The organism is Dyella sp. BiH032 (assembly GCF_031954525.1).
Classification (GTDB): Bacteria; Pseudomonadota; Gammaproteobacteria; order Xanthomonadales; family Rhodanobacteraceae; genus Dyella_D.
Map to the genome: position 1 here is coordinate 4,804,769 of NZ_CP134867.1, position 22,221 is coordinate 4,826,989.

12 protein-coding genes and 1 pseudogene are annotated in these 22,221 nt (G+C 67.2%); 5 read left to right on the forward strand and 8 right to left on the reverse strand.

The window, feature by feature from the left end:
* Positions 1 to 18 precede the first annotated feature (18 nt).
* On the reverse strand, positions 19 to 450 hold the full coding sequence (locus RKE25_RS21240) for an EamA family transporter (protein ID WP_311840070.1): 432 nt from the start codon (positions 448 to 450) through the stop codon (positions 19 to 21).
* Between the two features lie 13 nt (positions 451 to 463).
* Positions 464 to 937: a DUF2782 domain-containing protein gene (locus tag RKE25_RS21245; RefSeq protein ID WP_311840071.1), complete on the reverse strand. Its 474-nt coding sequence runs from the start codon at positions 935 to 937 to the stop codon at positions 464 to 466.
* Positions 938 to 1,112: 175 nt separating this feature from the next.
* Between RKE25_RS21245 and polA the strand changes: the two genes are divergently transcribed.
* Positions 1,113 to 3,848 carry a DNA polymerase I gene (gene polA / locus RKE25_RS21250; RefSeq protein WP_311840072.1) on the forward strand — a complete coding sequence of 912 codons (2,736 nt, stop codon included), beginning with the start codon at positions 1,113 to 1,115 and terminating at the stop codon, positions 3,846 to 3,848.
* Positions 3,849 to 4,183: 335 nt separating this feature from the next.
* Positions 4,184 to 5,218, forward strand: coding sequence for a LacI family DNA-binding transcriptional regulator (locus tag RKE25_RS21255; protein ID WP_311840073.1), 1,035 nt, complete (start codon positions 4,184 to 4,186; stop codon positions 5,216 to 5,218).
* Positions 5,219 to 5,381: 163 nt separating this feature from the next.
* Here the strand turns inward: RKE25_RS21255 and RKE25_RS21260 are convergent, their stop codons facing one another.
* The 6 genes from RKE25_RS21260 to RKE25_RS21285 form a co-directional block, all read right to left on the reverse strand.
* A complete protein-coding gene (locus RKE25_RS21260) occupies positions 5,382 to 6,863 on the reverse strand; it encodes an MFS transporter (protein WP_311840074.1) in 1,482 nt (493 codons plus the stop codon).
* The gene (locus tag RKE25_RS21265; RefSeq protein WP_311840075.1) at positions 6,860 to 9,055 is read right to left on the reverse strand and encodes a Six-hairpin glycosidase-like protein; all 2,196 of its coding nucleotides are present in this window, start codon (positions 9,053 to 9,055) and stop codon (positions 6,860 to 6,862) included. Before RKE25_RS21265 ends, RKE25_RS21260 begins: the two co-directional genes overlap by 4 nt.
* A gap of 46 nt (positions 9,056 to 9,101) precedes the next feature.
* A complete protein-coding gene (locus RKE25_RS21270; protein WP_311840076.1) occupies positions 9,102 to 11,123 on the reverse strand; it encodes a glycoside hydrolase family 13 protein in 2,022 nt (673 codons plus the stop codon).
* Between the two features lie 85 nt (positions 11,124 to 11,208).
* Positions 11,209 to 13,578 (reverse strand): TIM-barrel domain-containing protein, encoded by a 2,370-nt coding sequence (locus RKE25_RS21275; protein WP_311840077.1) that lies wholly within the window; start codon positions 13,576 to 13,578, stop codon positions 11,209 to 11,211.
* Entirely contained in the window at positions 13,575 to 15,155 is a 1,581-nt protein-coding gene (locus tag RKE25_RS21280) for an alpha-amylase family glycosyl hydrolase (protein WP_311840078.1), read from the reverse strand. Before RKE25_RS21280 ends, RKE25_RS21275 begins: the two co-directional genes overlap by 4 nt.
* A 170-nt stretch (positions 15,156 to 15,325) precedes the next feature.
* Positions 15,326 to 18,214, reverse strand: coding sequence for a TonB-dependent receptor (locus RKE25_RS21285; RefSeq protein WP_311840079.1), 2,889 nt, complete (start codon positions 18,212 to 18,214; stop codon positions 15,326 to 15,328).
* Between the two features lie 450 nt (positions 18,215 to 18,664).
* On the opposite strand from RKE25_RS21285, the gene RKE25_RS21290 reads away from it, so the two are divergent.
* The 3 genes and pseudogenes from RKE25_RS21290 to RKE25_RS21300 all read left to right on the forward strand — a co-directional run bounded on the left by RKE25_RS21290 (position 18,665) and on the right by RKE25_RS21300 (position 21,967).
* Entirely contained in the window at positions 18,665 to 20,284 is a 1,620-nt protein-coding gene (locus tag RKE25_RS21290) for an alpha-glucosidase family protein (protein ID WP_311840080.1), read from the forward strand.
* 74 nt (positions 20,285 to 20,358) lie between these two features.
* Positions 20,359 to 20,577, forward strand: coding sequence for a hypothetical protein (locus RKE25_RS21295; protein WP_311840081.1), 219 nt, complete (start codon positions 20,359 to 20,361; stop codon positions 20,575 to 20,577).
* 325 nt (positions 20,578 to 20,902) lie between these two features.
* A pseudogene (locus RKE25_RS21300) lies at positions 20,903 to 21,967 on the forward strand (IS30 family transposase).
* The last annotated feature ends 254 nt before the right edge of the window (positions 21,968 to 22,221 follow it).

A 22,221-nucleotide genomic window follows, 5' to 3' on the forward strand; every position in this document is an offset into this window, starting at 1 on the left:
TCAACCAGAGCACGCTTTTCAAAACACCGCGATCACGATCGCGCCGGCCAGGATCAACGCGCCGCCCACCAGCGTCGGCCACGCCGGGCGCTCGCCGAGCACCGCGATGCCCAGCAGGATCACCATCGCCACGCTGAGCTTGTCGATCGGCGCCACCTTGCTCAGCGGCCCCAGCTGCAGCGCGCGGTAGTAGCAGAGCCACGAAAGGCCCGTGGCGATTCCCGACAACACCAGGAACAGCCACGCTTGCGACGACAGGTTCGCCGGCCGCGCCCATTCGCCACGCAGGCTGAGGATGCCGGCGGTCACCAGCAGGATGACGATGGTGCGGATGAATGTGGCGAGATTGGAATTGATGCCCGCCACACCGATCTTGCCGAACAGCGCGGTGAGCGCGGCGAAGAACGCCGAGCCGAGTGCGAACAGCAGCCAGCTCTCGCGCGGGTTCATGGCGTGCGCCGGCTTACTGCCCGCAGGAGGGTTGATCCTCGGCCGGACGGCTCTTGCCCCACTCCAGCACCTTGTACATCACCGGCTTCACCGGCTCGCGCGGGCCGCTCTGGCTGACCTGGCTGTAATTGCCCTTGGCGTCGACCAGGTAGACCTGCTCCGGCCCGACCTTGGGCTTCACCACCACCTGGTACAGCGCGCCGCTGCGACGGTATTCCTGGATGGTGTTGTCTTCCTTTTGACATTCGGTGATCTGCGCATCGGACGTCTGGCCCGATGCGCCGGCCGTGGCGGCGGTCGCCTTGGCGGGTGTGCTCTGCGCGGTGGCCGGCTTGGGCGGCTGCGTCGCCTTGACGCCCGGATCGTTCATGCCCGGCGGCGGCGGGGCCGGCGGCAGCGAGCGCGTGGACTGTGCGAAAGCCGGCGCGGCGGCGGAAACGGCCAGGGCGGCGACACCCAGGGCGACGGCTAGGACGGCAGGTTTCATGGCGGATCTCCTCGCGATGGGGCCGAGCATAGCAGCGCCGCCTCCCGGCTCCGTGAAGCGCGGCAACATGGCGCCCTGCTCCCGGCGAGGCCGGCGCATCGGCGTTACACTCGCCCTTCCTCCCGGCCGGCGCACCCGCGTCCCGGCCCCACCCTTCGCGGTCTCCCTGGCTTCCATGTCCAAGCTCATCCTCATCGACGGCTCTTCGTATCTCTATCGCGCGTTCCACGCGCTGCCTCCGCTGACCAACACCCACGGCGAGCCCACCGGCGCGCTGTTCGGCGTGGTGAACATGCTGCGCGCGACGCTGAAGGCGAAACCGGAATACGTGGCCTTCGTCAGCGATGCGCCAGGCCCCACGTTCCGCGATGCGCTGTACGACCAGTACAAGGCGAACCGCCCGCCCATGCCGGACGACCTGGGCGCCCAGGTGGAACCCATGCTGGCGATCGTGTCCGCGCTGGGCTTTCCGATCCTGCGCATCACCGGGGTGGAAGCGGACGACGTGATCGGCACGCTGACCGAGCAGGCGCATGCGCAGGGCATCGAAGTGGAAATCTCCACCGGCGACAAGGACCTCGCCCAGCTCGTGCGGCCCGGCGTCACCCTGGTCAACACCATGACCAACACCACCATGGACGATGCCGGCGTCATGGAGAAGTTCGGCGTGCGTCCGGATCAGATCGTCGACTACCTGGCCCTGGTCGGCGACAGCGTCGACAACGTGCCCGGCGTGCCCAAGTGCGGCCCCAAGACGGCCGCGAAGTGGCTGGCCGAGTACGGCACGCTCGACGGCGTGATCGCCAATGCGGACAAGATCGGCGGCAAGATCGGCGAGAACCTGCGCGCGGCGCTCCCGCAGCTGCCGTTGTCGAAGGAACTGGTGTCGATCCGCCTGACCGTGCCGCTCGAACAGGGCGTCACCGACCTGGTGCTGCGCGACCGCGACGTCGAGCGCCTGCGCGAGCTGTACATCCGCTACGAGTTCAAGGCGGCGCTGAAGGAACTGGACGGCACCGCCGAGGTCGCCGCGCCGACGCCGGCAGCGCCGGCCGCCGCCGCTGTTGCGGTGCCCGCGGCCCATCCCGCGGGCGACCTGAGCGGGCCGGGCCGCTACGAGCTGGTCACCACCGAGGCCCAGCTCGACGCCTGGCTGGCGAAGCTGCGCACCGCCGAACTGATCGCCTTCGACACCGAGACCACCAGCATCGATTCCATGCAGGCGGACATGGTGGGCCTGAGCCTCTCGGTAGAAACCGGCGAGGCCTGCTACGTGCCGCTGGCCCACGATTACCCCGGCGCGCCGCCGCAGCTCGCGCGCGACCACGTGCTCGACCGGCTCAAGCGGATCTTCGAGGACCCGTCGCGGCCCAAGCTCGGCCAGCACGCGAAGTACGACATCAACATCCTTTCGCATTACGGCATCGCGGTGCAGGGGCTCAAGCACGACTCCATGCTGGAGTCGTACGTGTGGAACGCCACCGCCACGCGTCACGACATGGATTCGCTGGCGCGCAAATATCTCGGCTACGAGACGGTGAAGTACGAGGAAGTGGCCGGCAAGGGCGCCAAGCAGATCTCCTTCTCGCAGGTCGACGTCGACACCGCCTGCCGCTACGCCGCCGAGGACGCCGACATCACCCTGCGCCTGCATCGCGCGCTGTGGCCGCTGCTGGAGAGCGAGCCGAAGCTGCGCAGCGTGTACGAGGACATCGAGATCCCGCTGGTGCCGGTGCTCGCCGGCATGGAGCAGCGCGGCGTGCTGATCGACGTGCCCAACCTGCGCCTGCAGAGCCAGCAGCTGGGCAAGCGCATGTTCGACCTGCAGCAGCAGGCCTGGCAGGCCGCAGGCCACGACTTCAACCTGGACTCGCCCAAGCAGCTGCAGAGCGTGCTGTTCGACGAACTGGGCCTGCCGGCCAAGCTGCGCACGCCCACCGGGCAGCCGTCCACCAACGAGGAGGCGCTGGAGGCGATCGCGGAGGAGCACCCGCTGCCGCGCCTGATCCTGGACTACCGCGGCCTGGCCAAGCTGCGCTCGACCTACACCGACAAACTGGCGGAGATCGTCAATCCGCGCACCGGCCGCGTGCACACCAGCTACCACCAGGGCGCGGTGGCCACCGGGCGCGTGTCGTCGTCCGACCCGAACCTGCAGAACATCCCGGTGCGCACCGAGGAAGGCCGGCGCATCCGCCAGGCCTTCATCGCACCGGATGGCTGGGTGGTCATGGCCGCCGACTACTCGCAGATCGAGCTGCGCATCATGGCCCACCTGTCCGGCGACGAGGGCCTGCTGCGCGCCTTCCAGGAAGGCGGCGACGTGCACCGCGCCACCGCCGCCGAAGTGTTCGGCCTGCCGCCCGAGGAAGTCAGCGCCAACCAGCGCCGTGCCGCCAAGGCCATCAACTTCGGCCTGATGTACGGCATGAGCGCGTTCGGCCTGGCGCGCCAGCTGGGCGTGGACCGCGGCGAAGCCAGCGACTACATGGCCCGCTATTTCGCCCGCTACCCGGGCGTGCACGCCTTCATGGACGCCACGCGCGAGCAGGCGCACCGCGATGGCTATGTCGAGACCATCTTCGGCCGCCGCCTGTACCTGGAGAACCTCAAGTCCCGCAACCAGGCTTTGCGCGCCGGCGCCGAGCGCGCGGCGGTGAACGCGCCCATGCAGGGCAGCGCCGCGGACATCATCAAGCGCGCCATGATCGCGGTGGCCGAGTGGCTCAAGCCGCGCGACGACGCCCACATGCTCATGCAGGTGCACGACGAACTGGTGTTCGAGGTGCGCGAGGACGCGGTCGACACGGTTCGCGCCGCCGTGGTCGAGCGCATGTCCGGCGCCGCCCAGCTGCGGGTGCCGCTGCTGGTGGAAGCCGGCGTGGGCGCCAACTGGGACGAGGCGCACTGAGGCAGCGTCATTTGGAATTTCCAAATGAATCGACAATGAATTTTTGCCGGAATCTTGCTGCAACTTTTCCAGCCTCGGACGTTCTATAGACACGGACGCACGCAACGGCGTCCGCGGCTCACCACCTCCCTGGATGAGCCATCGGCAAGGCGGACCTTCCCCTGGGATCCGCAGCCCCGCCCCGAGGGTTCCCCCCTAACCCTCGGGGCTTTCTTTTGCCCGCTTTCCGCCCCCTATCCCGACCCCGGAAAGACGGCTGACGGCCAAAGCCGCTAGCATCCCCGCCTGACCCGGCCCCGGGTGTCCGGACCGGCTGCAGCAAAAGGTCGCGCCACGTGCAGAAGAAAGGCAAAGCCACTTCCTTCGACATCGCCCACCTGGCGGGCGTCTCCCAGTCCACCGTGTCCCGCGCGCTGCGCGGCAGCCCGCTGGTGAGCGAGGAAACCCGCCTGCGCATCCAGGCCGCGGCCAACCAGCTCAAGTACAAGGTCGACAAGAACGCCTCGAACCTGCGCACCCGCCATTCGGGCACGCTGGCCCTGCTGCTGTTCGAGGACCCGACGGCGGACGATTCGCACATCAATCCGTTCTTCCTGTCGATGCTCGGCTCGATCACCCGCGCCTGCGCCCAGCGCGGCTACGACCTGCTGGTCTCGTTCCAGCAGCTCTCCCACGACTGGCACGCCGACTACGCGGACACCCGCAAGGCCGACGGCATCATCCTGCTGGGCTACGGCGACTACCTCGCCTACCGCGACAAGCTGGAGAAACTGGTCGCGCAGGGCACGCACTGCGTGCGCTGGGGCGCGGTGCTGCCGGACCAGCCGGACGTTTCCATCGGCTGCGACAACTTCCGCGGCGGCCAGGACATCACCACCCACCTGCTGGCGCAGGGTTGCCGCCGCATCGCCTTCCTCGGCGACGCCTCCAGCCACTACCCCGAGTTTTTCGAGCGCTACCGCGGCTATGCGGACATGCTGGAGAAATCCGGCCTGGCCGCCGACCCCGCGCTGCAGGTCAACGGCGAAAGCACCGAGCAGTCCGGCTATACGGCGCTGGAAACGCTGCTGGCGCGCGGCGTCGAGTTCGATGCGATCTTCGCCGCCAGCGACCTGATCGCGATCGGCGCGATGCGCGCGCTGACCGACCACGGCATGAACATTCCCGCCGACGTGGCCGTCGCCGGCTTCGACGACATCCCGATGGCCAGCTTCGTCAACCCGCAGTTGACCACCGTGCGCCAGGACACGCGCCAGGCCGGCGAAGCGCTGGTCGAGAACCTGCTGCGGCTGATCCGCGACGAACCGGCGGAAAGCGCGATGCTGCCGGTGAAGCTGGTAGTGCGGAAGTCGAGCCTGCGCGGGCGTTGAGCGATGCCATCCTTTCTCCCCTCCGGGGAGAAGGTGCCCCGTAGGGGCGGATGAGGGGGGTGCTCGCGGAAGAGCCTCTACGGAGCGACGCGTGCTGTTGACCTTCCCTCATCTCCGCTCTCACCCCAGCCCTCTCCCCGCAGGGGAGAGGGGGCAGGCCCGATCAGGTCGCTACGGGAGCCATGACCGGCTCACGCACCCGCAACACGCACAAGCCCGACACGAACAGGCTCGCGCCGCCGAGCACCAGCGCATAGATCGGCTGGCCGTGGAAGAACGCCCGCAGCAGCAGACCGAGCACGCTGGCCGCGAGCAGCTGCGGGATCACGATGAAGAAATTGAAGATGCCCATGTACACGCCCATCTTCCGCGCCGGCAGGTTGTCCGACAGCAGCGCATAGGGCAGCGACAGGATCGAGGCCCAGGCGAAACCCACGCCCACCATCGACGCCAGCAGCCAGCGCGGATCGCGCACCAGCAGGAACGACAGCAGGCCCGCGCCGCCCAGCCACACGTTGACCAGGTGGCTGATGCGCAGCCCCCAGCGCTTCACCATCCACGGGATCACCACGGCCGCCAGCGCGGCAAAGCCGTTGTACGCGGCGAACAGCACACCCACCCAGTTGGCGCCCTCGTTATAGGCGGCCGAGTGCGTGTCGGTGGTGCCGTAATGCACCTGGGTCACGCCCGCGGTGGTGTAGATCCACATCGCGAACAGCGCGAACCACGAAAACAGCTGCACCCAGGCCAGCTGGCGCATCGCCTCCGGCATCCCGAACAGATCGCCCAGCACCTGGGCGGCTGGCCCGCGGCTGGCGGTCCGGCCCAGCCACAGCAGCGCGATGCCGAACACCATCATGCCGCCGGTCAGCAGGTACAGCTCCTTCTCCAAGTGCTGCAGCGCGACGCCCAGCGTGAGCGCCGCGCCGGCGACCAGCCAGAGCAGCCCCCAGCGCGACGCAGCCGGCCGATCGACCGCCCCGTCCACGACCGGCGCGGTGTCGAACGCTTCGAGCGTCTCCGGCGGATACTCGCGTGTCGAGCACACGGTCCATAGCACCGAACCGAGCAGCACCGCGCCGCCGGCGTAGAAGGCGTAGCGCACCGTGTCGGGAATGCCGCTGGCACCCGGCGCATTGCTCACGCCCAACCGCGCCAGCATCCACGGCAGGGCCGAGGCCACCACCGCGCCCAGGCCGATGAAGAAGCTCTGCATGGCGTAGCCCAGCGGCCGTTGCCGCGGCGGCAGCTGGTCGCCCACGAAGGCGCGGAACGGTTCCATCGAAATGTTGATCGACGCATCCATGATCCACAGCAGGCCGGCCGCCACCCACAGAGTGGGCGAATTGGGCATCCACAGCAGCGCCAGCGTGGCCAGCACCGCGCCGATCAGGAAATAGGGCCGCCGCCGTCCCAGCCGCGTCCAGGTGCGGTCCGAGAGGTAGCCGACGATCGGCTGCACGATCAATCCGGACAACGGCGCGGCCACCCATAGCATCGGGATGTCGTTCACATCGGCGCCGAGCGTCTGGAAGATGCGACTGACATTGGCGTTCTGCAGCGCGAAACCGAACTGCAGGCCGAGAAAGCCGAAGCACATGTTCCAGATCTGCCAGAACGACAGCGCGGGTTTCCTGCTCGTCATGGCGTGGTGCTTCCAGCCGTCGTGGGGGCGATCAGCATATCGCCGACCTCGGCTTCGTTGAGCGGCCCGCCGGCGCCGCCCTGGCCGCCGGTGTAGTGCGCGAAGTGGCTGAGATAGCTCATGTTGAAGCCCGGCGCCAGAGCGACGGTGCAGTGCCGGCCCGCCTTCGCCTGGAAGCTTCCGCTGGTGGAACGCTGACGGCCGACGCTATGCGGCAGGGTCAGCACCACGGATTGCGGCGCCATGCCCTCACAGCGCACCGTCGCGATCTGCACCGCAGCGGTGATGCCGGTGTTGATCGGCCCGTGCGCATTCGCGTACTCCGCCGCCAGCTGGTAACGGCCATCGCGCGGCGCCGTCCACACGCGCGGCCAGGCCCCGCCGATGCGCGCCTCATCGCCCTTGCAGACCGTGGGGCTATGCAGGGATTCGACACCCTGCGCATCCACGCGCGTCACGCTGAAGCACTGCTGCGCGGCGCGGCGCTCGATGCTGGCCGCGCCATGCATCGGGCCGTGCCGCTCGCCGTTGACGTACAGCACCAGCTCGCCGTCGCCCTGCACGCGCCAGCGCTTGCCGTCCTCGCTGACGACGGGCGCCGCAGGCGTGGCCGGCGCGTACATCGGCGCGTTCTTGCGCAGCGGCGGCGCATCGACCTTCAGGGCCTTGAGCATGACCTCGATGCGCCTGCCCGCCTGCTTCTGTCCGCCGGCCACCAGCAGATTGCCGTCCAGCTCGGCCGGACGCACCAGCACGATCTCCTTGTCTCCCAGGTCCAGGCTGATGCGCTGCGCGTCGCCGAACAGCATCGGCACCAGCGACACCGGAAGCTTGGGCACGACCTTGCCGTCCTCGCCCAGGCCGAACACGCCCTGGATCACCATGTCCAGGTAACCGGCCACCGACCACAGCTGCCGCGGCGAATCGACCACCGGCCCGCTCAGCGCGCCGTCCTCGACGTGCACCGACTGCGTGGTCAGCTCGAAGTTCTCCATGTTGGAACCGGCCAGCGCCGCTCCGCGCAGCAGCGAGCGCAGTTCGTGCGCGATGCGCTCCGGGTCGTCCGTGGCGCGCGCGGCACGCAGCGCGTAGGCGCTGACGAACGGCCAGATCGCGCGGTTGTGGTAGATCGGCACGTCCTTGCGCTCCGGCCAGATCACCGGGCTGCCCGCCTCCCACGTCGGATATGCCGCCAGCGCCTGGCGCGCGCGTTCCGGCTCGGCCACGCCGCTGGTCACGGCCAGCGCGATGCCCAGCAGATCGTAGGCCTCGTACGGCACCGGATGATCGGCGCCGCCGATGTAACTCATGTACGTGCCGCGGTCGGCCCGCCAGAAGCGCTCGTTGATCGCCTGCTTCAACGCCTCGGCCTGCGCCGCGTACGGCGTGGCGGACTGGCCGTGCTTCGCCGCGAGCGCCGCGGCGAGGCGCAGCGCCTCGTAATGCAGCACGTTGGTGGACAGGGCGAACGACTGGCCGATGAAGGCCACGTTGTCCTTGGTCCAGCCCGGATAGGTCTGCTCGCGCCAATCGAGGAAGGACGTCTCGCCGCGGTACAGGCCAAGCGTCTCGTCGAAAGCGTACTGACGGTCCTGCGCCAGCGTGTCGGCCAGCGCACGCCATACCTCGCGGGCGAAGGCGGGGTCGTCCAGCAGATGGCGCGCGCCCAGGAACCACACGATGCGATCGGTGCTGATCGGCCAGCTGCCGCCGGAGCCAGTGTCCTGCATCGGATACAGGCCGGCCGGCACGCCCGGTGCGCGCACGTCCGACAGCTTGAAACGCAGCGACGCGCGCGAGCGGGCCGGATCCAGCCGCCACAGGGCCAGGTCCACCGAGTACGAGAGATCGCGCGTCCACACGTAATGCCACTTCTCGCCCGTCTCGAAACAGGCGCAGGGAATGGCCTGGCCATGATCGAAGGCGTCGTCGCGGATGGCCGCCACCGAATCCAGGCGCAGGTCGTCCTGCGCCATCGCGAACAGGCCGTCGAACAGCGGGCTGGCGGTATGCGCCGCCAGCCGCTGTGCGCCGATGCGGCGCTCGCCGGAAGGCCCGTGCAGCACGAACCCTCCGCCGGAGGCGGCCGTGACGGCCGCCTCCCTGCCTTGCCATGACAACCCGCCGCGCCAGTCGGCGGCGTTCCCCGGGCCGGCGGCCAGCATGCCGGCCAGCAACGTGGCGGTCAGCATGCGCGCACCGTGCGCTTGGCTTGCTTGGTCATGCCCTATCTTCCCCTCATTGCGCGAGGATCGCGCCGTAGTGGCCGTTCACCGCGAGCGTCACATTACCCCCGCTCACCGTATAGGTGTTACCGCTGAGCAGGTCGGTCACGGTACTGCCGTTGGTCATGCTCAGCTGCCATACCGGCACCGTGACAGTGTGCGACGTGCTGTCGTTGTTAAGCGCCACGGCGATGCGGTGGCTCTGGTCGAAGCGGCCGTAGGCGTAGAGCTTATTGGTGTCATCCGTGAGCAGGCTCATGAAAGAGCCGGTGCGCAAGGCCGCGTACTGGTTGCGGATGGCGATCAGCTTCTGCGTCAGCGCCACCGCCGCATTGGTCGTCGTGCCCTGGGTCCAGTCGAAGGTGCGGCGGTTGTCCGGGTCGTTGCCGCCCTGCATGCCGTACTCGTCGCCGTAGTAGATGGTCGGCGTGCCGACGTAGGTCATCTGGAAGATCAGCGCCAGGTAGGTCTTCCAGATGTCGCCGCCGGCCCGCTGGCCGAAGCGCTGGATGTCATGGCTGCTGAGGAAGTTGGCCATCGTCTGCTGCACGTCGGTCGGGTAATTGGCCCGCGTACCGTGCAGCCAGCTGTCGAACTGGCTCACCGGAATCGACGCCGCGTTGCCGCTGTAGTCGTAACCCGTGATCCACTCCGATACCGGCTGAGTGAAGCCGTCGTAGTTGAGCGCGCTATCCCATTCCTTGCCGTTGGACGTCCATGGATTGGCGTTGCCCCAGAACTCGCCGAGGATCTCCGCGTTCGCATTCACCGACTTCACGGCGGTACGCAGCTCGGCCATGATCTGGTGATTGGTGGCATCGCTGCCGCCGTTGCCACCCGCGTCGATGTACTGCGGCGCATCCAGGCGCCAGCCGTCGATGCCGTACGGCGAGGCGAGCCAGGTCTTCACCACCGAGCTGGCGCTGCCGTAGATCTGGTTGCGCACCGCCGACCCGCTCGCACCGTAGTCGAGCTTGGGCATGGTCGAGTAGCCATAGAAGCTCGAATAACTGTTCGGCCACTGCTGGAAGGTGTAATAGCCGTACCACTGGCTGGACGTGGACTCATACGCGCCCTGCGTGCTCCACCAGTTGTAGCGGTCGAACCACTGGCTGGTGTCGCCCGTGTGATTGAACACGCCATCGAGCAGGACGTAACCCTTCGGCCCATTCGTCGTGCTGTGCACATCGGCGATCAAAGTCTGCAATGTCGCGTTGCTGCCGAAGGCCGGATCGACGTGGTAGTAGTCCTCGGTGTCGTACTTGTGGTTGGTCGGCGAGGTGAACACCGGGTTGAGATAGACGATGTTCGCGCCCAGCGTCTGCTTGATGTAGCCCAGCTTCTGATCCACGCCGGCCAGATCGCCGCCAAAGAACACCAGGTTGTTGGAACCGCCGCCAGTGGCGAACACGCTGCCGCCCCATGCCACTTTCTGGGTGGACTGGCCGCCATAGGTGTACTGCCCCGTCTGCACGTCGTTGCTGGTGTCGCCGTTGTAGAAGCGGTCCAGGAAGATCTGGTAGATCACGCCGTTCTTCATGAAGTCCGGCGTCTTGAAGCCCGGAATGATGTAGAAGTCGCCCGACGACGGCTCGCTGCTGGTCGTACCCGCTGCGTTGTACCAGGCGGTCGAGCTGCCGTCGTTGATCTGGAAGCGGTAGTACTTCTCGGACGCGCTGGCCGGCACCGTGCCCTGCCAGTAGTCGAACGTGCCGGTGGCGTCATTGGATGCCCAGTGCATCGCCACCCAATGGAAGGCGCCGTCGGCACTGTCGTAGTACTTGATGTTGGCGCTGCTGATGTCTCCCTTGTAGGTGCGGAACGTCAGCGTGACGGCCTGGCTGGCCGTCGGCTCCGGTGCGTTGTCGAACAGCGGCCCCTGGTCGTGGAACAGGCCGGCCCACTCCACGTTGTTGTCGTTGGTGGCGGCCAGCGCCGATGCCCATGGCAGGGCCAGGATGGCGCTGGCGAGCGCGGCGAGCGCGACGCCGCGGACACGCGGTAAACGGTGCATCACTTCCGTCGAACGAATCATGTTGCCCCTCTCTTCGGTGGATGGAACAGCCCCCTTTCACGCGGCCCGCTCCGCTCCCCTTCGTTCGGAGCCACCGCCGATTCGCTCACGGCGCCTGCGTCAGCGCGATGCGCAGCGCTTGTCCGGCCGGCACGCGCACCCAGGTGACCGGCCCGAAGCGGTCGCTGCCGCGCGCCCAGCCAGCGCCTTCGTGCTTGCGCAGCGCCTCCACACTGGCCACTTCAGGCCACGCCTGGCCGCCGCCGCTCACGCTGCCGGCAGCCATGCCGTGCACCTTCACGAGATACCAGGCCAGCGCCGGACGGAAACTGCCCGAGGGCGCAGCGGTCTCGACACGCACTTCGCGATCGTTCCGCTGCGCGTCGAGCGTCTGCAGGAAGTAGCCGCCGCGCTCGTAGGCATAGGTGTCGCCGTCATCGTCGTAATACGGGAAGCTCGTCTTCAGCGTGGCGGGGAAGACGTCCACCTCGACCTCGCGCAGAGGACGTTCGCCCACGTAGTCCATCGGCGGCTGTGACGGCAGGATCGCGCCCTCGCGGATGAACAGCGGAACGTCCGACCAGGCCTTCGCGTCCAGCGCGTAACGGATGGAGCGGCCACCTTCGTAGACCCTGCCCGACGCGTAGTCCGTCCAGCGCCCCGCCGGCAGATAGATGTCCTTCGTGGCCTGACCGGCTTCCACCACCGGCGATACCAGCAGATAGTCGCCGAACATCCACGCGTCCACGTCCTCGCGCACGTTCGGATCGTCCGGCCAGTCGAACAGCAGCGGCCGCACCAGACCCACCCCAGTGACACGGCGCTGGTATTCGTAGCTGTAGATGTACGGGATCAGCGAATAGCGCAGGCGGATGGCATCGGCAGCGGCCTTCTCCGCCACCGCGCCATAAACCCACGGCTGGCGCTTGATGCCCAGCTCGCCATGCACGCGGAAGATCGGCGTGAACGCGCCGAACTGGATCCAGCGCGCATAGTTTTCCGGCGTCAGTCCGCCGGTCGCCGGATCGGCGCCGGTGCCGCTCTTCTTGAACCCGCCGCCGTCCATGCCCCACTGCATCGCGCCGACGTTGATCGCGCTGAGCATGCGCTGCCGCTGCGCCTTCATGCTGGCGAAACCGGTGGCGATGTCGCCGGACCACAGTCCGTAGGCGTAGCGCTGCGAGCCCAGGTAGAAGTTGCGATTGATCGACCACACGCGCCGGTCGCTGTAGGCGCGCTGGCCGTCATACAGCGCGCGCTGCATGTCGAGGAACTGCGTGTCGCTGTCGAGCGTGTCCGCTTCGTCGTTCCACCAGCCGGCGATGCCGGTATCGAAGGAACGCTTCAGCGCATCGTTGAAGAACCAGGCGCGCGTGGCCGGCTTGTCGAAGTCCACGTCGCGCACGGTCTTGTGCGAGAAATAGTCCGGCGCCGGCTTGCTCGCCGCCGACCACAGGCCGTGTTCGCTGGCATAGCGCCCTTCGACGGTATCCACGTGCAGGCGCGGCTTCATGATGCCGGTGAGGTGCACGCCTTCGGCATCGAGTGCGGTCTTCAGGCTGCCGTCGGGGCCGCCGGGAAATTTGTCCGCGTTCCAGCGGAACTCGCCGTAGTTGTCTTCGCCCCAGGCCTTCCAGTCGAAGTCCAGCGTGAAGTTGTCGATCGGGATGTGCTTGGCGCGGTAGGTGTCCACCAGCTGCAACAGTTCGCGCTGGTCGATGCCCCACTGGCTGTTGGTGAAACCCATCGCCCACTTCGGGAACAGCGGCGTGCGGCCACTGATCTGCGCCAGCGCGGCGAACACTGCCTTGGGCGGGCCCAGCAGCACGTAAACGTCACGGATCGCCTGCCCTTGGCGACCGTGCACGCGGATGTTGCCGCCATCCAGGTCGAAGCGCGCGCCTTCGGCATCGGCCAGGAGGCCGTAGCCTGCCGTACTCCATACGAATGGCGCGCCGGCGAAACCCTGCTCCCCCGCCTTGGCCACCTGGCGACCGGCGCGGCGCAAACCGCCGTCGGCGCGTTCGAAAGCGTCATAGCCATGAATGCCATACAGCGCATCGGCAGCATCGTGATGGGCCAGCACTTCGCCCCGTCCAAGCGCGGCGATGTCGACGCTCAACACCTGGCGGCCGCCCTTGCGGGCAACCAGTTCGCCATGGATGACTGCCCAGCGGATCTCCACGTTGCCGGCGTTCCCGCGCTGCTCGGCCCCCTCCCCCGATGCCAGGGCATCGAAAGCCGGATCGACCACCAGCGTGGGCGCCGCCACCGCGCCTCCGTTCGGGACGAAGTAGAGCCTGACGATATCGGGCGTCAGCTGGCGCAGCGTTACCCTGCCCTGCGCGACGGGAAATTCGGCGAGAGGCCCCGGCCCCGGTCCGCGTTCCGCATCCGTCTGCGCATGCGCCGGCAACGCCAGCGCCACGGCACAGGCGAGCCAGCCCAGCAACGACACGCGCCGCCGTGCCTTCACTGCAGCACCACCGTGGCATAGGCCGGCAGCGTGAGCTTGCCCTGCGCCAGGGTCGCCCCCGGCGCGCTGTGCAGGCGGATGGCTGAGAACGCCTTGGCGCTCTCCGCATCGAGCTTGAAGCTCGCCGGCTTGCCTGAGAGGTTGTGCACCACCAGCGCACGGCCATCGGACGCGGCGCGCTCATAGGCCACCAGGGCCGGGCTGCCGGTCGCGATGACGCGTAGCGCGCCGTCCCGCAGCGCAGGCACCTCCACGCGCCAGTGGATCAGCGTACGGTAGAAGTTGAGCAGCGAATCGGGACGATCCTGCTCGGCCTGCACCGAGACGTCGCCGCCCTGCTTCACGCTGGATGCCTTCCAGCGGCTGTCGCCCGGCGCGCCGGGCGTGCGCTGCCAGCGCATCGGCTCGCGCAGGTTCTCGTCCGGCTTGCGGCCGAGCATGCCGATCTCCTCGCCGTAGTAGATGTACGGCCGGCCGGGCAGGGTCAGCAACATCGCCGCCGCCGTGCGCATGTGGTGCAGATCGCCGCCGAGCTGGCTGAGCACGCGTTCCTGGTCGTGGTTGGACAGGAATGGCGCGTCCGCATAGTCCTCGCCCGCGGCGGCCTGGAAGGCGGCATACGTGGCGGTAAGCAGCGACGGCAGGTCGCCGGCCTTTTCCTGCTTCGCGCTGGCGATCAGCTGCTCGGCGAGCGGGAAGTCGAACACCGAGCCCAGCGCCGGGAGATACGGCGCCAGCTCGTCCGGCTGCTTCGCCGAAACCTCGCCGACCAGGTAGACGTCCGGACGGACCTGGCGCAGGCCTTGGCGGAACTCCGTCCACCACTGGGCGTTCTTGCGGATCACCGCCGGCTGGCCGTTGTCGCTCTTCAGGTCGTCGTAGATGTGGCGCGCGGCGTCGAGGCGGAACCCGTCCGCGCCCTTGCCCAGCCAGAACTTGCCGATCGCGATCATCTCGCGGCGCACCGCCGGCTCGTCGTAGTTGAGGTCGGGCATCGCACCGGTGAAATCGCCCAGGTAATGCTGCTTGCCGTTGGCGTGCCAGGCCGGCCCGTCGACCGCGCTGATCGCCTTCAGGTCGGTGCCCGCGCCGGCCCAGGTGTACCAGTGGCGGTACTTGCTTTGCGGATCGAGCGCCGACACGAACCATGGATGTCGGTCGCTGGTGTGGTTGATCACCAGGTCGATGATCACCTCGATGCCGCGCTTGTGCGCCTCGCTCACCAGCCGCTCGAAGTCGGCCATGCTGCCGTACTGCGGGTTGATCGCTTCGTAGTCGGTGATGTCGTAACCGTGATAGCTGGGCGACGGGTTGATCGGCATCAGCCAGATGCCGCTGACGCCCAGCGATTGCAGATAATCGAGCTTGGCGGTGACGCCGTTGAGGTCGCCGATGCCATCGCCATTGGTGTCGTACCAGGCGCGCACGAAGATCTCGTACCACACGCCCGAGCCCTGGGTCTTCGCGGCAGTGGGCGGCGCGGTGTCGCCATCGGCGGGCAGCGCGCAGGCGACGGAGCTGCCGAGCGCGGCGGCGAGCAGGAAGGGAAGAGAACGAAACCGGCGGGACAGGGACATGCGTTGCTCCATTCGATGGTCGCTTGGCCTTCGATGGAACGGTGCGCCGGGCGGGATGTGCCGGGCTGGGGATCCGCTACGCCGGGCCTCGCGGGTGCCGGTGCTCGCGGACGAGACACCTTTGAAACACCGCGCCGGCGCTCCTTTCGGGGCGCCGGCGCGCTGGTCGGTTACAGCTTGAACTCGACGCCCAGGTAGCTAGTGCGGCCGAAGTACTGGATGGTGCCGGTCTGCGAGGGATCCGCGCCGAAGTACGTCTTGGTCGGCTGGTCGCTGATGTTGAGCATCTGGTAGACGATACGCCACTGCTTGTTGACGTCGTACGAGGCCTGCAGGTCGTACACCGTCTCGGCGGCGAACGTCACCATCTGGTTGGTCACCGACATCTGCGTGTCCGAGGCGAACTTCGAGCGGTAGTTGCCGGACAGGCGGGCCGAGAACGGGCCGTTGTCGTAGAACACCGCCAGGCTGGCGACGCGCTTGGACAGGCCCGGCAGGCCAATGTACGAAGTGGCGCCGCCCAGCGTGGTCGGATTGCTGACCGTGCTGTCGGTGTAGGCCACGTTGGCCTGCACGCCCAGGCCCTTCCACACGCCCGGCAGGAAGCCGGTCTTGGAGAAGGACGCTTCCACGCCGCGCACGATGCCGCCCTTGGCGTTGTAGGCCGTCTGGTACTGGCCGTTGAGATACGGCTTACCGGTAGTCGGATCGGTCGGCACCGGAATGCCGGCCGAGGCGAAATCGAAGTTGTTGTAGGTGACCGCCTGGATGAACGACTTGATCTTCTTGAAGAACACGCCGCCGCTGATCACGCCGGTCGAGTCGTCGAAGTAGTGCTCGAAGGTGGCGTCGTACTGGGTAGCACGCAGCGGGTCCAGCTTCGGGCTGGTGCCGCCCCACACGTTGTAGTGGCCGTTGTCCACCCACGAACCGGAGCCGGCCATCATCTGGTTGATCGGCGGGCGCGCCAGCACCTTGGCGGCCGAGACGCGCGCCTGGTCGTCGTCGGTGAAGTGGTAGATCAGGTTCAACGACGGCAGCCAGTCGTGATACTTCTTGCCCACGGTCAGCGGCGCATAGTCGTAGCTGGTCACGCCATTGCCGTCGGTGATCGGCACGCCGGCGCCGTTGCCCACCTGCTGCAGGCCATAGCTGGTCTGGTTCTGGCGCGAGTAACGCATGCCGATGTTGCCGGTCAGGTCGTGGCCGAACAGCTGCGTGGCGATGTCGGCCATGAAGTACAGGTCGCGCGTGTGCTCGTCCACCTGGCCGCTCTGGATCATCGACCAGCTCTGGTCGGTGATGTTCTTCACCGGGTTGGCGGTGATGCCGTGCGCGGCGAGGATCGCCGGCCCGTTGAGCTGCATGAAGCACGGGAAGCCGGAGAACTTGCCCTTCCAGCAGGTCACCTTGGCCGCGCTGGACGGAATGGTCAGCGGCACGCCCTTGCTCTGGTCGGTGCCCCACTCCGAACCGTAGACGAACACCTCGCGGTCGGCGTTGTAGGTGTGGTTGTTCGCGTAGACGCCGAACTCCAGCGCCGAGAAGAGCGAGCTGTTGGGCAGGTCGTACTTCACGTCGGTGCGGAACGCCTTCATCTTGTCGTGATAGATGTAGGGATACACGCCATAACGCGACAGGCCCAGCGTGCTCAGGTCGGTGTACTGGCCGGGATTGGCATACGACACGTCGCCGATCTGGCGGCCGCGCAGCTGATAGGTGACCGACTGCGCCGCCAGCGCCGGGTTGGCGGTGCCCAGGCCGACGTACGGATCGGCCGTGGTATCGACATTGATCTGATTGCTGGAGGCGCGCGACAACGACACGTCGGAATTGACATGCCAGTTGCCGTGGTTCCACGCCAGGTTCAGGCCGCTGGTGAACACGCTGGTGTTCGTCGTGTAGTTATCGGCCGTGGTCTCGTTGGAGAACTGCTGGCTGCCACCGGTGCCGGTCACCGTGCCGCCGGTCATCGTGCCGTACGGGCCCAGCACCGCATTGGTGACGGTGGCGCCGCTCTGGTAGATGTTCTGCGTGCGGAAGCCGTAGCCGAACGAGGTGTTCTTGAACTTCGAATAGAACGCGTCGCCGCTTAGGGTTAACTCGTCGGTGGCTTTCCACACGATGGTGGCAACCTCGCCGGTACGCCGCTCGGTGCCGCCGTTCTGCTGCAGCTGCAGGCCCTGGGTCAGGTAGGCCTGGCGGCCGTCGGACAGCGTGTACTTGTTGCCGTCGGAAGCCTCGCCCACGAACTGCTCGGCCACGTGCGGCTGGTACATCTGCGCCACGCCCAGGCCGACGCCCAGCGTGTTGTCGAGGAACTTGCCCTGGTAGGCCGCGCTCAGGCGGTAGCCGAGCGAACTGGCGCCGGCCACGTCGTTGGCCAGGCTGTTGTAGCTGCCGCGGGCGTCGACGTTGAGGTTCTGCTCCTTCGGCGCTTCCAGCGGATTGGCCGTCTGCAGGCCGATGGTGCCGCCCACGCCGCCGGTGATCAGCGACGCCTGCGAAGACTTGTACACCGTCGCCATATTGATCAGCTCGGACGGGTACTGATCGAACTGGATGTAATTGCTGCCGCTGGTGGACGGCTGCTCGCGGCCGTTCAACGTGGTCTGGATGAAGTTGCCCGAGAGGCCGCGGATGTTCACCTGCGATGCCTGGCCGGCGATGCGCTCGGCGGACACGCCCGGCAGGCGGGTCAGCGCGTCGGCGATCGACTGGTCCGGCAGGCCGCCGATGTCGGCCGAGGTGATCACGTTCTGGATCGTGTCGGCGTAGCGCTGGTAGTCGATCGACTTCTGCACACTGTTGCTGTAGCCGGTCACGGTGATGCCGGCCAGGCTCTTGGCGAGCTGCTCTTCGTTGCTCTTCTTGCGTCCGTCCTGCTGCTGATCGGACGACGGCGTCGAGCCGGTCTGCGCCTGGCTGGACTGCGCGTCCTGGGCCGGTGCCGCGGCGGCGCCGTTCTCCGTGCCGGCCGGGGCCGCATGGATGCCGACGGTGAAGCACAAGCCGGCCGACGCCAGCGCCATGGCCAATACGTTGCGTTTCAGGATCACCTTGTCCCCTCCCCAGGGCTTGCTGTCACTACGGCGCCGGCTTGTCCGCCCAGGTGGCGGGGGCCGGCTTGTCTATGGGTCGCGCTTATCGCGTGGCGCAGATGGTAGGCCCGTGCTTCCGAGGGGGTGTCGGTTATGCATACGTATTCATCCCGGGGTTTTTTTGTGCACTCGTGACAAAAACGGCGTGCATCGTCAGCGTGCGCGATGCTCCGGCGAGCCTGTTCCCGTTTCGCCGCGAAAGCCGCGCCAGTGCCACCTGCCACGATTCAAGAACCCGGTCCGCACAGGCGGCGCCGAACCCATCGCGCACACTGTTGCGCTGCAAAATCCTCATTTCTTGAATACGTATGCATGAACGGCATGCGCGTCGCAGGCTGCGTTTAAGCTGCCCCGCACCCTGCGGACCGCCTCGTGGCGCGTGCGCTAGAAAGCCTCGGGATACGGGACATGAGTGAAGCACCCTGGTGGCGCGGAGCCGTCATCTATCAGATCTACCCCCGCAGTTTCCTGGACACCAACGGCGACGGCGTGGGCGACCTGCCGGGCATCGTCGAGCGCCTGGACTACGTCGCCGGCCTGGGCGTGGACGCGATCTGGATCGCGCCGTTCTTCCGCTCGCCGATGGCGGACTTCGGCTACGACATCGCCGATTACCGCGCGGTGGATCCCCTGTTCGGCACCGTCGAGGACTTCGACCGGCTGCTGGCGAAGGCCCACGACCTGGGCCTCAAGGTGATGATCGACCAGGTGCTCAGCCACACTTCCGACCAGCATGCGTGGTTCAAGGAAAGCCGGACCAGCCGCGACAACGCGAAGGCCGACTGGTACGTGTGGGCCGACGCGAAACCGGACGGCACGCCACCCAACAATTGGATGTCGCTGTTCGGCGGCGTGGCCTGGCAGTGGGAGCCGCGGCGCGGGCAGTACTACCTGCACAACTTCCTGACCTCGCAGCCTGACCTCAACTTCCACCATCCGGACGTGCAGCGCGCAGTGCTGGACAACGTGAAATTCTGGCTGGACAAGGGCGTGGACGGCCTGCGCCTGGACGCGATCAACTTCTGCTTCCACGACCGCCAGCTGCGCGACAACCCGCCCAAGCCGGAAGCCATGCGCGTGGGCCGCGGTTTCAGCCCCGACAACCCGTACGCATTCCAGTACCACTACTACAACAACACGCAGCCGGAGAACCTCGCGTTCCTGGAGCAGCTGCGCGACTTGCTCGACCGCTATCCCGGCGCGACCGCGCTGGGCGAGATCTCCTCCGAAGACTCGCTCGCCACCATGGCCGAATACACCCGCGGCCACCGCCTGCACATGGGCTACAGCTTCGAACTGCTCACCGACGATTTCAGCGCGGGCTACATCCGCGGCACAGTCGAACGGCTCGAAGCGCAGATGACGGAAGGCTGGCCCTGCTGGGCCATTTCCAACCACGACGTGGAGCGCGTGCTGAGCCGCTGGGGCAACGGCGATGCGTCCGTGCGCCTGGCCAACCTGCTCACGGCGATGGTGTGCTCGCTGCGCGGTTCGGTCTGCGTGTACCAGGGCGAGGAGTTGGGGCTGACCGAGGCGGACGTACCGTACGAAGCATTGCGGGATCCCTACGGCATCGCCTTCTGGCCCAACTTCAAGGGCCGCGACGGCTGTCGGACGCCGATGCCGTGGAACGAGAACGAGCATGCGGGCTTCAGCAGCGGCGCGCCCTGGCTGCCGGTGCCCGACGATCACCGCGCGCTGGCGGTGTCGCGCCAGGAAGCCGATCCCGCCTCGGCGCTGCACGGCTTCCGCGACTTCATGCAATGGCGCCACGCGCAGCCGGCGCTGCGCTGGGGCGACATCCGCTTCCTGGATACGCCGGAGCCGGTCCTGGCCTTCACCCGCACCTACCAGGGCGAGACGGTGCTGGCGGCGTTCAACCTCGGCATCGAGTCGGTCGAGCTCACGCTGCCGGCAGGCGGCGAACGCCTCAGCGGCCACCACCTGGCCGAAGGCACGCTGGACCACAACCGCCTGCGCCTGCCGCCGCACGGCCTGCTGTTCGCACGCCTCTCGACCGCCGGCTGACTGGCGCGGCGCCCGCGGCTTTTGCTCGGGTCCGGTCGCACCTATGATCGGCCGGCCATCGAAAGGAGAAGCACATGCGCGCCATTCTCATCGTCATCGGCCTGGTCCTGGTCGCCGCGGGGATCTGGGTCCTGGCCGGCCAGGCCACTTATCAGCAGACCGATACGTTGGTGCAGGTGGGGTCGGCGAAGCTTACGGCGACGCATGACAAAGCGGTGCCGACTTGGGCGGGGATCGCGGGTATTGCTGTTGGGGCGTTGTTGGCGATTGGTGGTTTTTTGCGGAAGGGGTGATGGTGGCTGGTGGTTTCGTCTGCTGCCGCTGAGGGTGGTCGCTGGTGTTGTCTCGACCCTCGGGGCGAGCGGCGTAGGTTGGGGTGAGCTTGCGAACCCCAACCGGCGCTGAGGGGCGCCTCCCACCCACCTACTCGTCATTCCGGCGTAGGCCGGAGGCCGGTGACGACATCGCTCGGTTGTCGCCTTATCGCCAGTCGTGTCTCGCCCGAAGGGCGAGGGTTTCGCTCTCCTGCCGGAGAGCGAGTTACTTCTTCTTGCTTGCCCAAGAAGAAGTAAGGCGGTCTCTAACATCAAGTGCACCACCCCCACGACACGGTGATGCATGGGACAGCATTACAGCCATCTGAGCGCCGAAGAACGGGGCGCGATCATGGTGGGCAAGGCACGCGGCGAGAGCGCTCGGCAGCTGGCACGGCTGCTAGGCCGTTCGGCTAGCACGATTTCCCGGGAATTGGCGCGTAATGGGCACCGCGAACCGGCGGAGCGTCCGCGCATGGGTCGTCCGACACTTGGCTATGACGCCCGCCGTGCCGGTGCGCGGGCTCGACGGCTCGCGCGCAAGGCACGCCGACGGCGCAAGCTACATCGTGATGGGGCCTTGTGGCCCCTGGTGCGCCAGCTGTTAGCGCGCCGCTGATCACCGCAAGAAGTGAGCCGCACACTGCGCCGGCAGCATCCTGACGAGCCGGCCAAACACGTGTCCCATGAGACGATCTACACCGCGATTTATGCCATGCCGCGTGGCGAACTGCGGCGTGAGCTGGTGGCCTTGCTGCGCCAACACAAGTGCGCACGCCGTCCGCGTGGCCAAGGGGCGAACCGGCGCGGCCGCATGCAGGATCTGCCGAGTATTCATGACCGCCCGCCGGAGGCCAACGAGCGCCTGTTACCAGGCCGTTGGGAAGGCGACTTCCTCAAGGGGGCGCGTAACCGATCGTCGGTGGGGGTGCTGGTGGATCGACGCACTTTGTTCCTGAAGCTGGTCAAGATGAAGGGGTGTTCGGCCCAGGAGGCGCTGGAGGGCTTCAGTCGCGCCTTCCAGGGCGTGCCGCCGGAGCTTCGCCAGACACTGACCTATGACCAGGGCAAGGAAATGGCGCTGTACAAGACCTTGTCCGAACGTACCGGCTTGAGCATTTATTTCGCCGATCCGCGCAGCCCCTGGCAGCGGGGCATCTGCGAAAGCACCAACGGCCTGCTGCGGCAGTACCTCCCTAAAGGCACCGATCTGTCCGTGCATAGCCAGCGAGCGCTGGATGCCATCGCTCAGGAGATGAACCTTCGGCCCCGAGCCACCTTGGGCTACCACTGTCCGGCGGAGATGTTCATGCGTGCCATGGGGCACGATGACCTCGCTCAGGCCATCGATGATGCACTTCTAGATTGACACCGCCTAACCAAGAAGAAGGGCCCCCTGCGCGACGCCCTCCGGTGGCCTTCGCCACCTCCGGGTGCGTTGAGGACTGGCCGGGCTTTTCGATCTGGCATCCCTGCCCGAATCGAAAAGGCGGGGACGTCCTGTCCCCGCCCGCCTGCGGCGGCCTGATCGTCCAGCCCTCACCGCCGCGAAGGGAACCCGGGAGATCAAGAGCATCACGGAGCGTCGCTTCGCTCGCTCTTGTTTTTGTTTTTCTTGCCGCG

Bases quoted from the DNA above. Each gene is read 5' to 3' on its own strand.
- RKE25_RS21240 (WP_311840070.1), bottom strand. From the start codon at position 450: ATGAACCCGCGCGAGAGCTGGCTGCTGTTCGCACTCGGCTCGGCGTTC.
- RKE25_RS21245 (WP_311840071.1), bottom strand. From the start codon at position 937: ATGAAACCTGCCGTCCTAGCCGTCGCCCTGGGTGTCGCCGCCCTGGCC.
- polA (WP_311840072.1), top strand. From the start codon at position 1,113: ATGTCCAAGCTCATCCTCATCGACGGCTCTTCGTATCTCTATCGCGCG.
- RKE25_RS21260 (WP_311840074.1), bottom strand. From the start codon at position 6,863: ATGACGAGCAGGAAACCCGCGCTGTCGTTCTGGCAGATCTGGAACATG.
- RKE25_RS21265 (WP_311840075.1), bottom strand. From the start codon at position 9,055: ATGCTGACCGCCACGTTGCTGGCCGGCATGCTGGCCGCCGGCCCGGGG.
- RKE25_RS21270 (WP_311840076.1), bottom strand. From the start codon at position 11,123: ATGATTCGTTCGACGGAAGTGATGCACCGTTTACCGCGTGTCCGCGGC.
- RKE25_RS21280 (WP_311840078.1), bottom strand. From the start codon at position 15,155: ATGTCCCTGTCCCGCCGGTTTCGTTCTCTTCCCTTCCTGCTCGCCGCC.
- RKE25_RS21290 (WP_311840080.1), top strand. From the start codon at position 18,665: ATGAGTGAAGCACCCTGGTGGCGCGGAGCCGTCATCTATCAGATCTAC.
- RKE25_RS21295 (WP_311840081.1), top strand. From the start codon at position 20,359: ATGCGCGCCATTCTCATCGTCATCGGCCTGGTCCTGGTCGCCGCGGGG.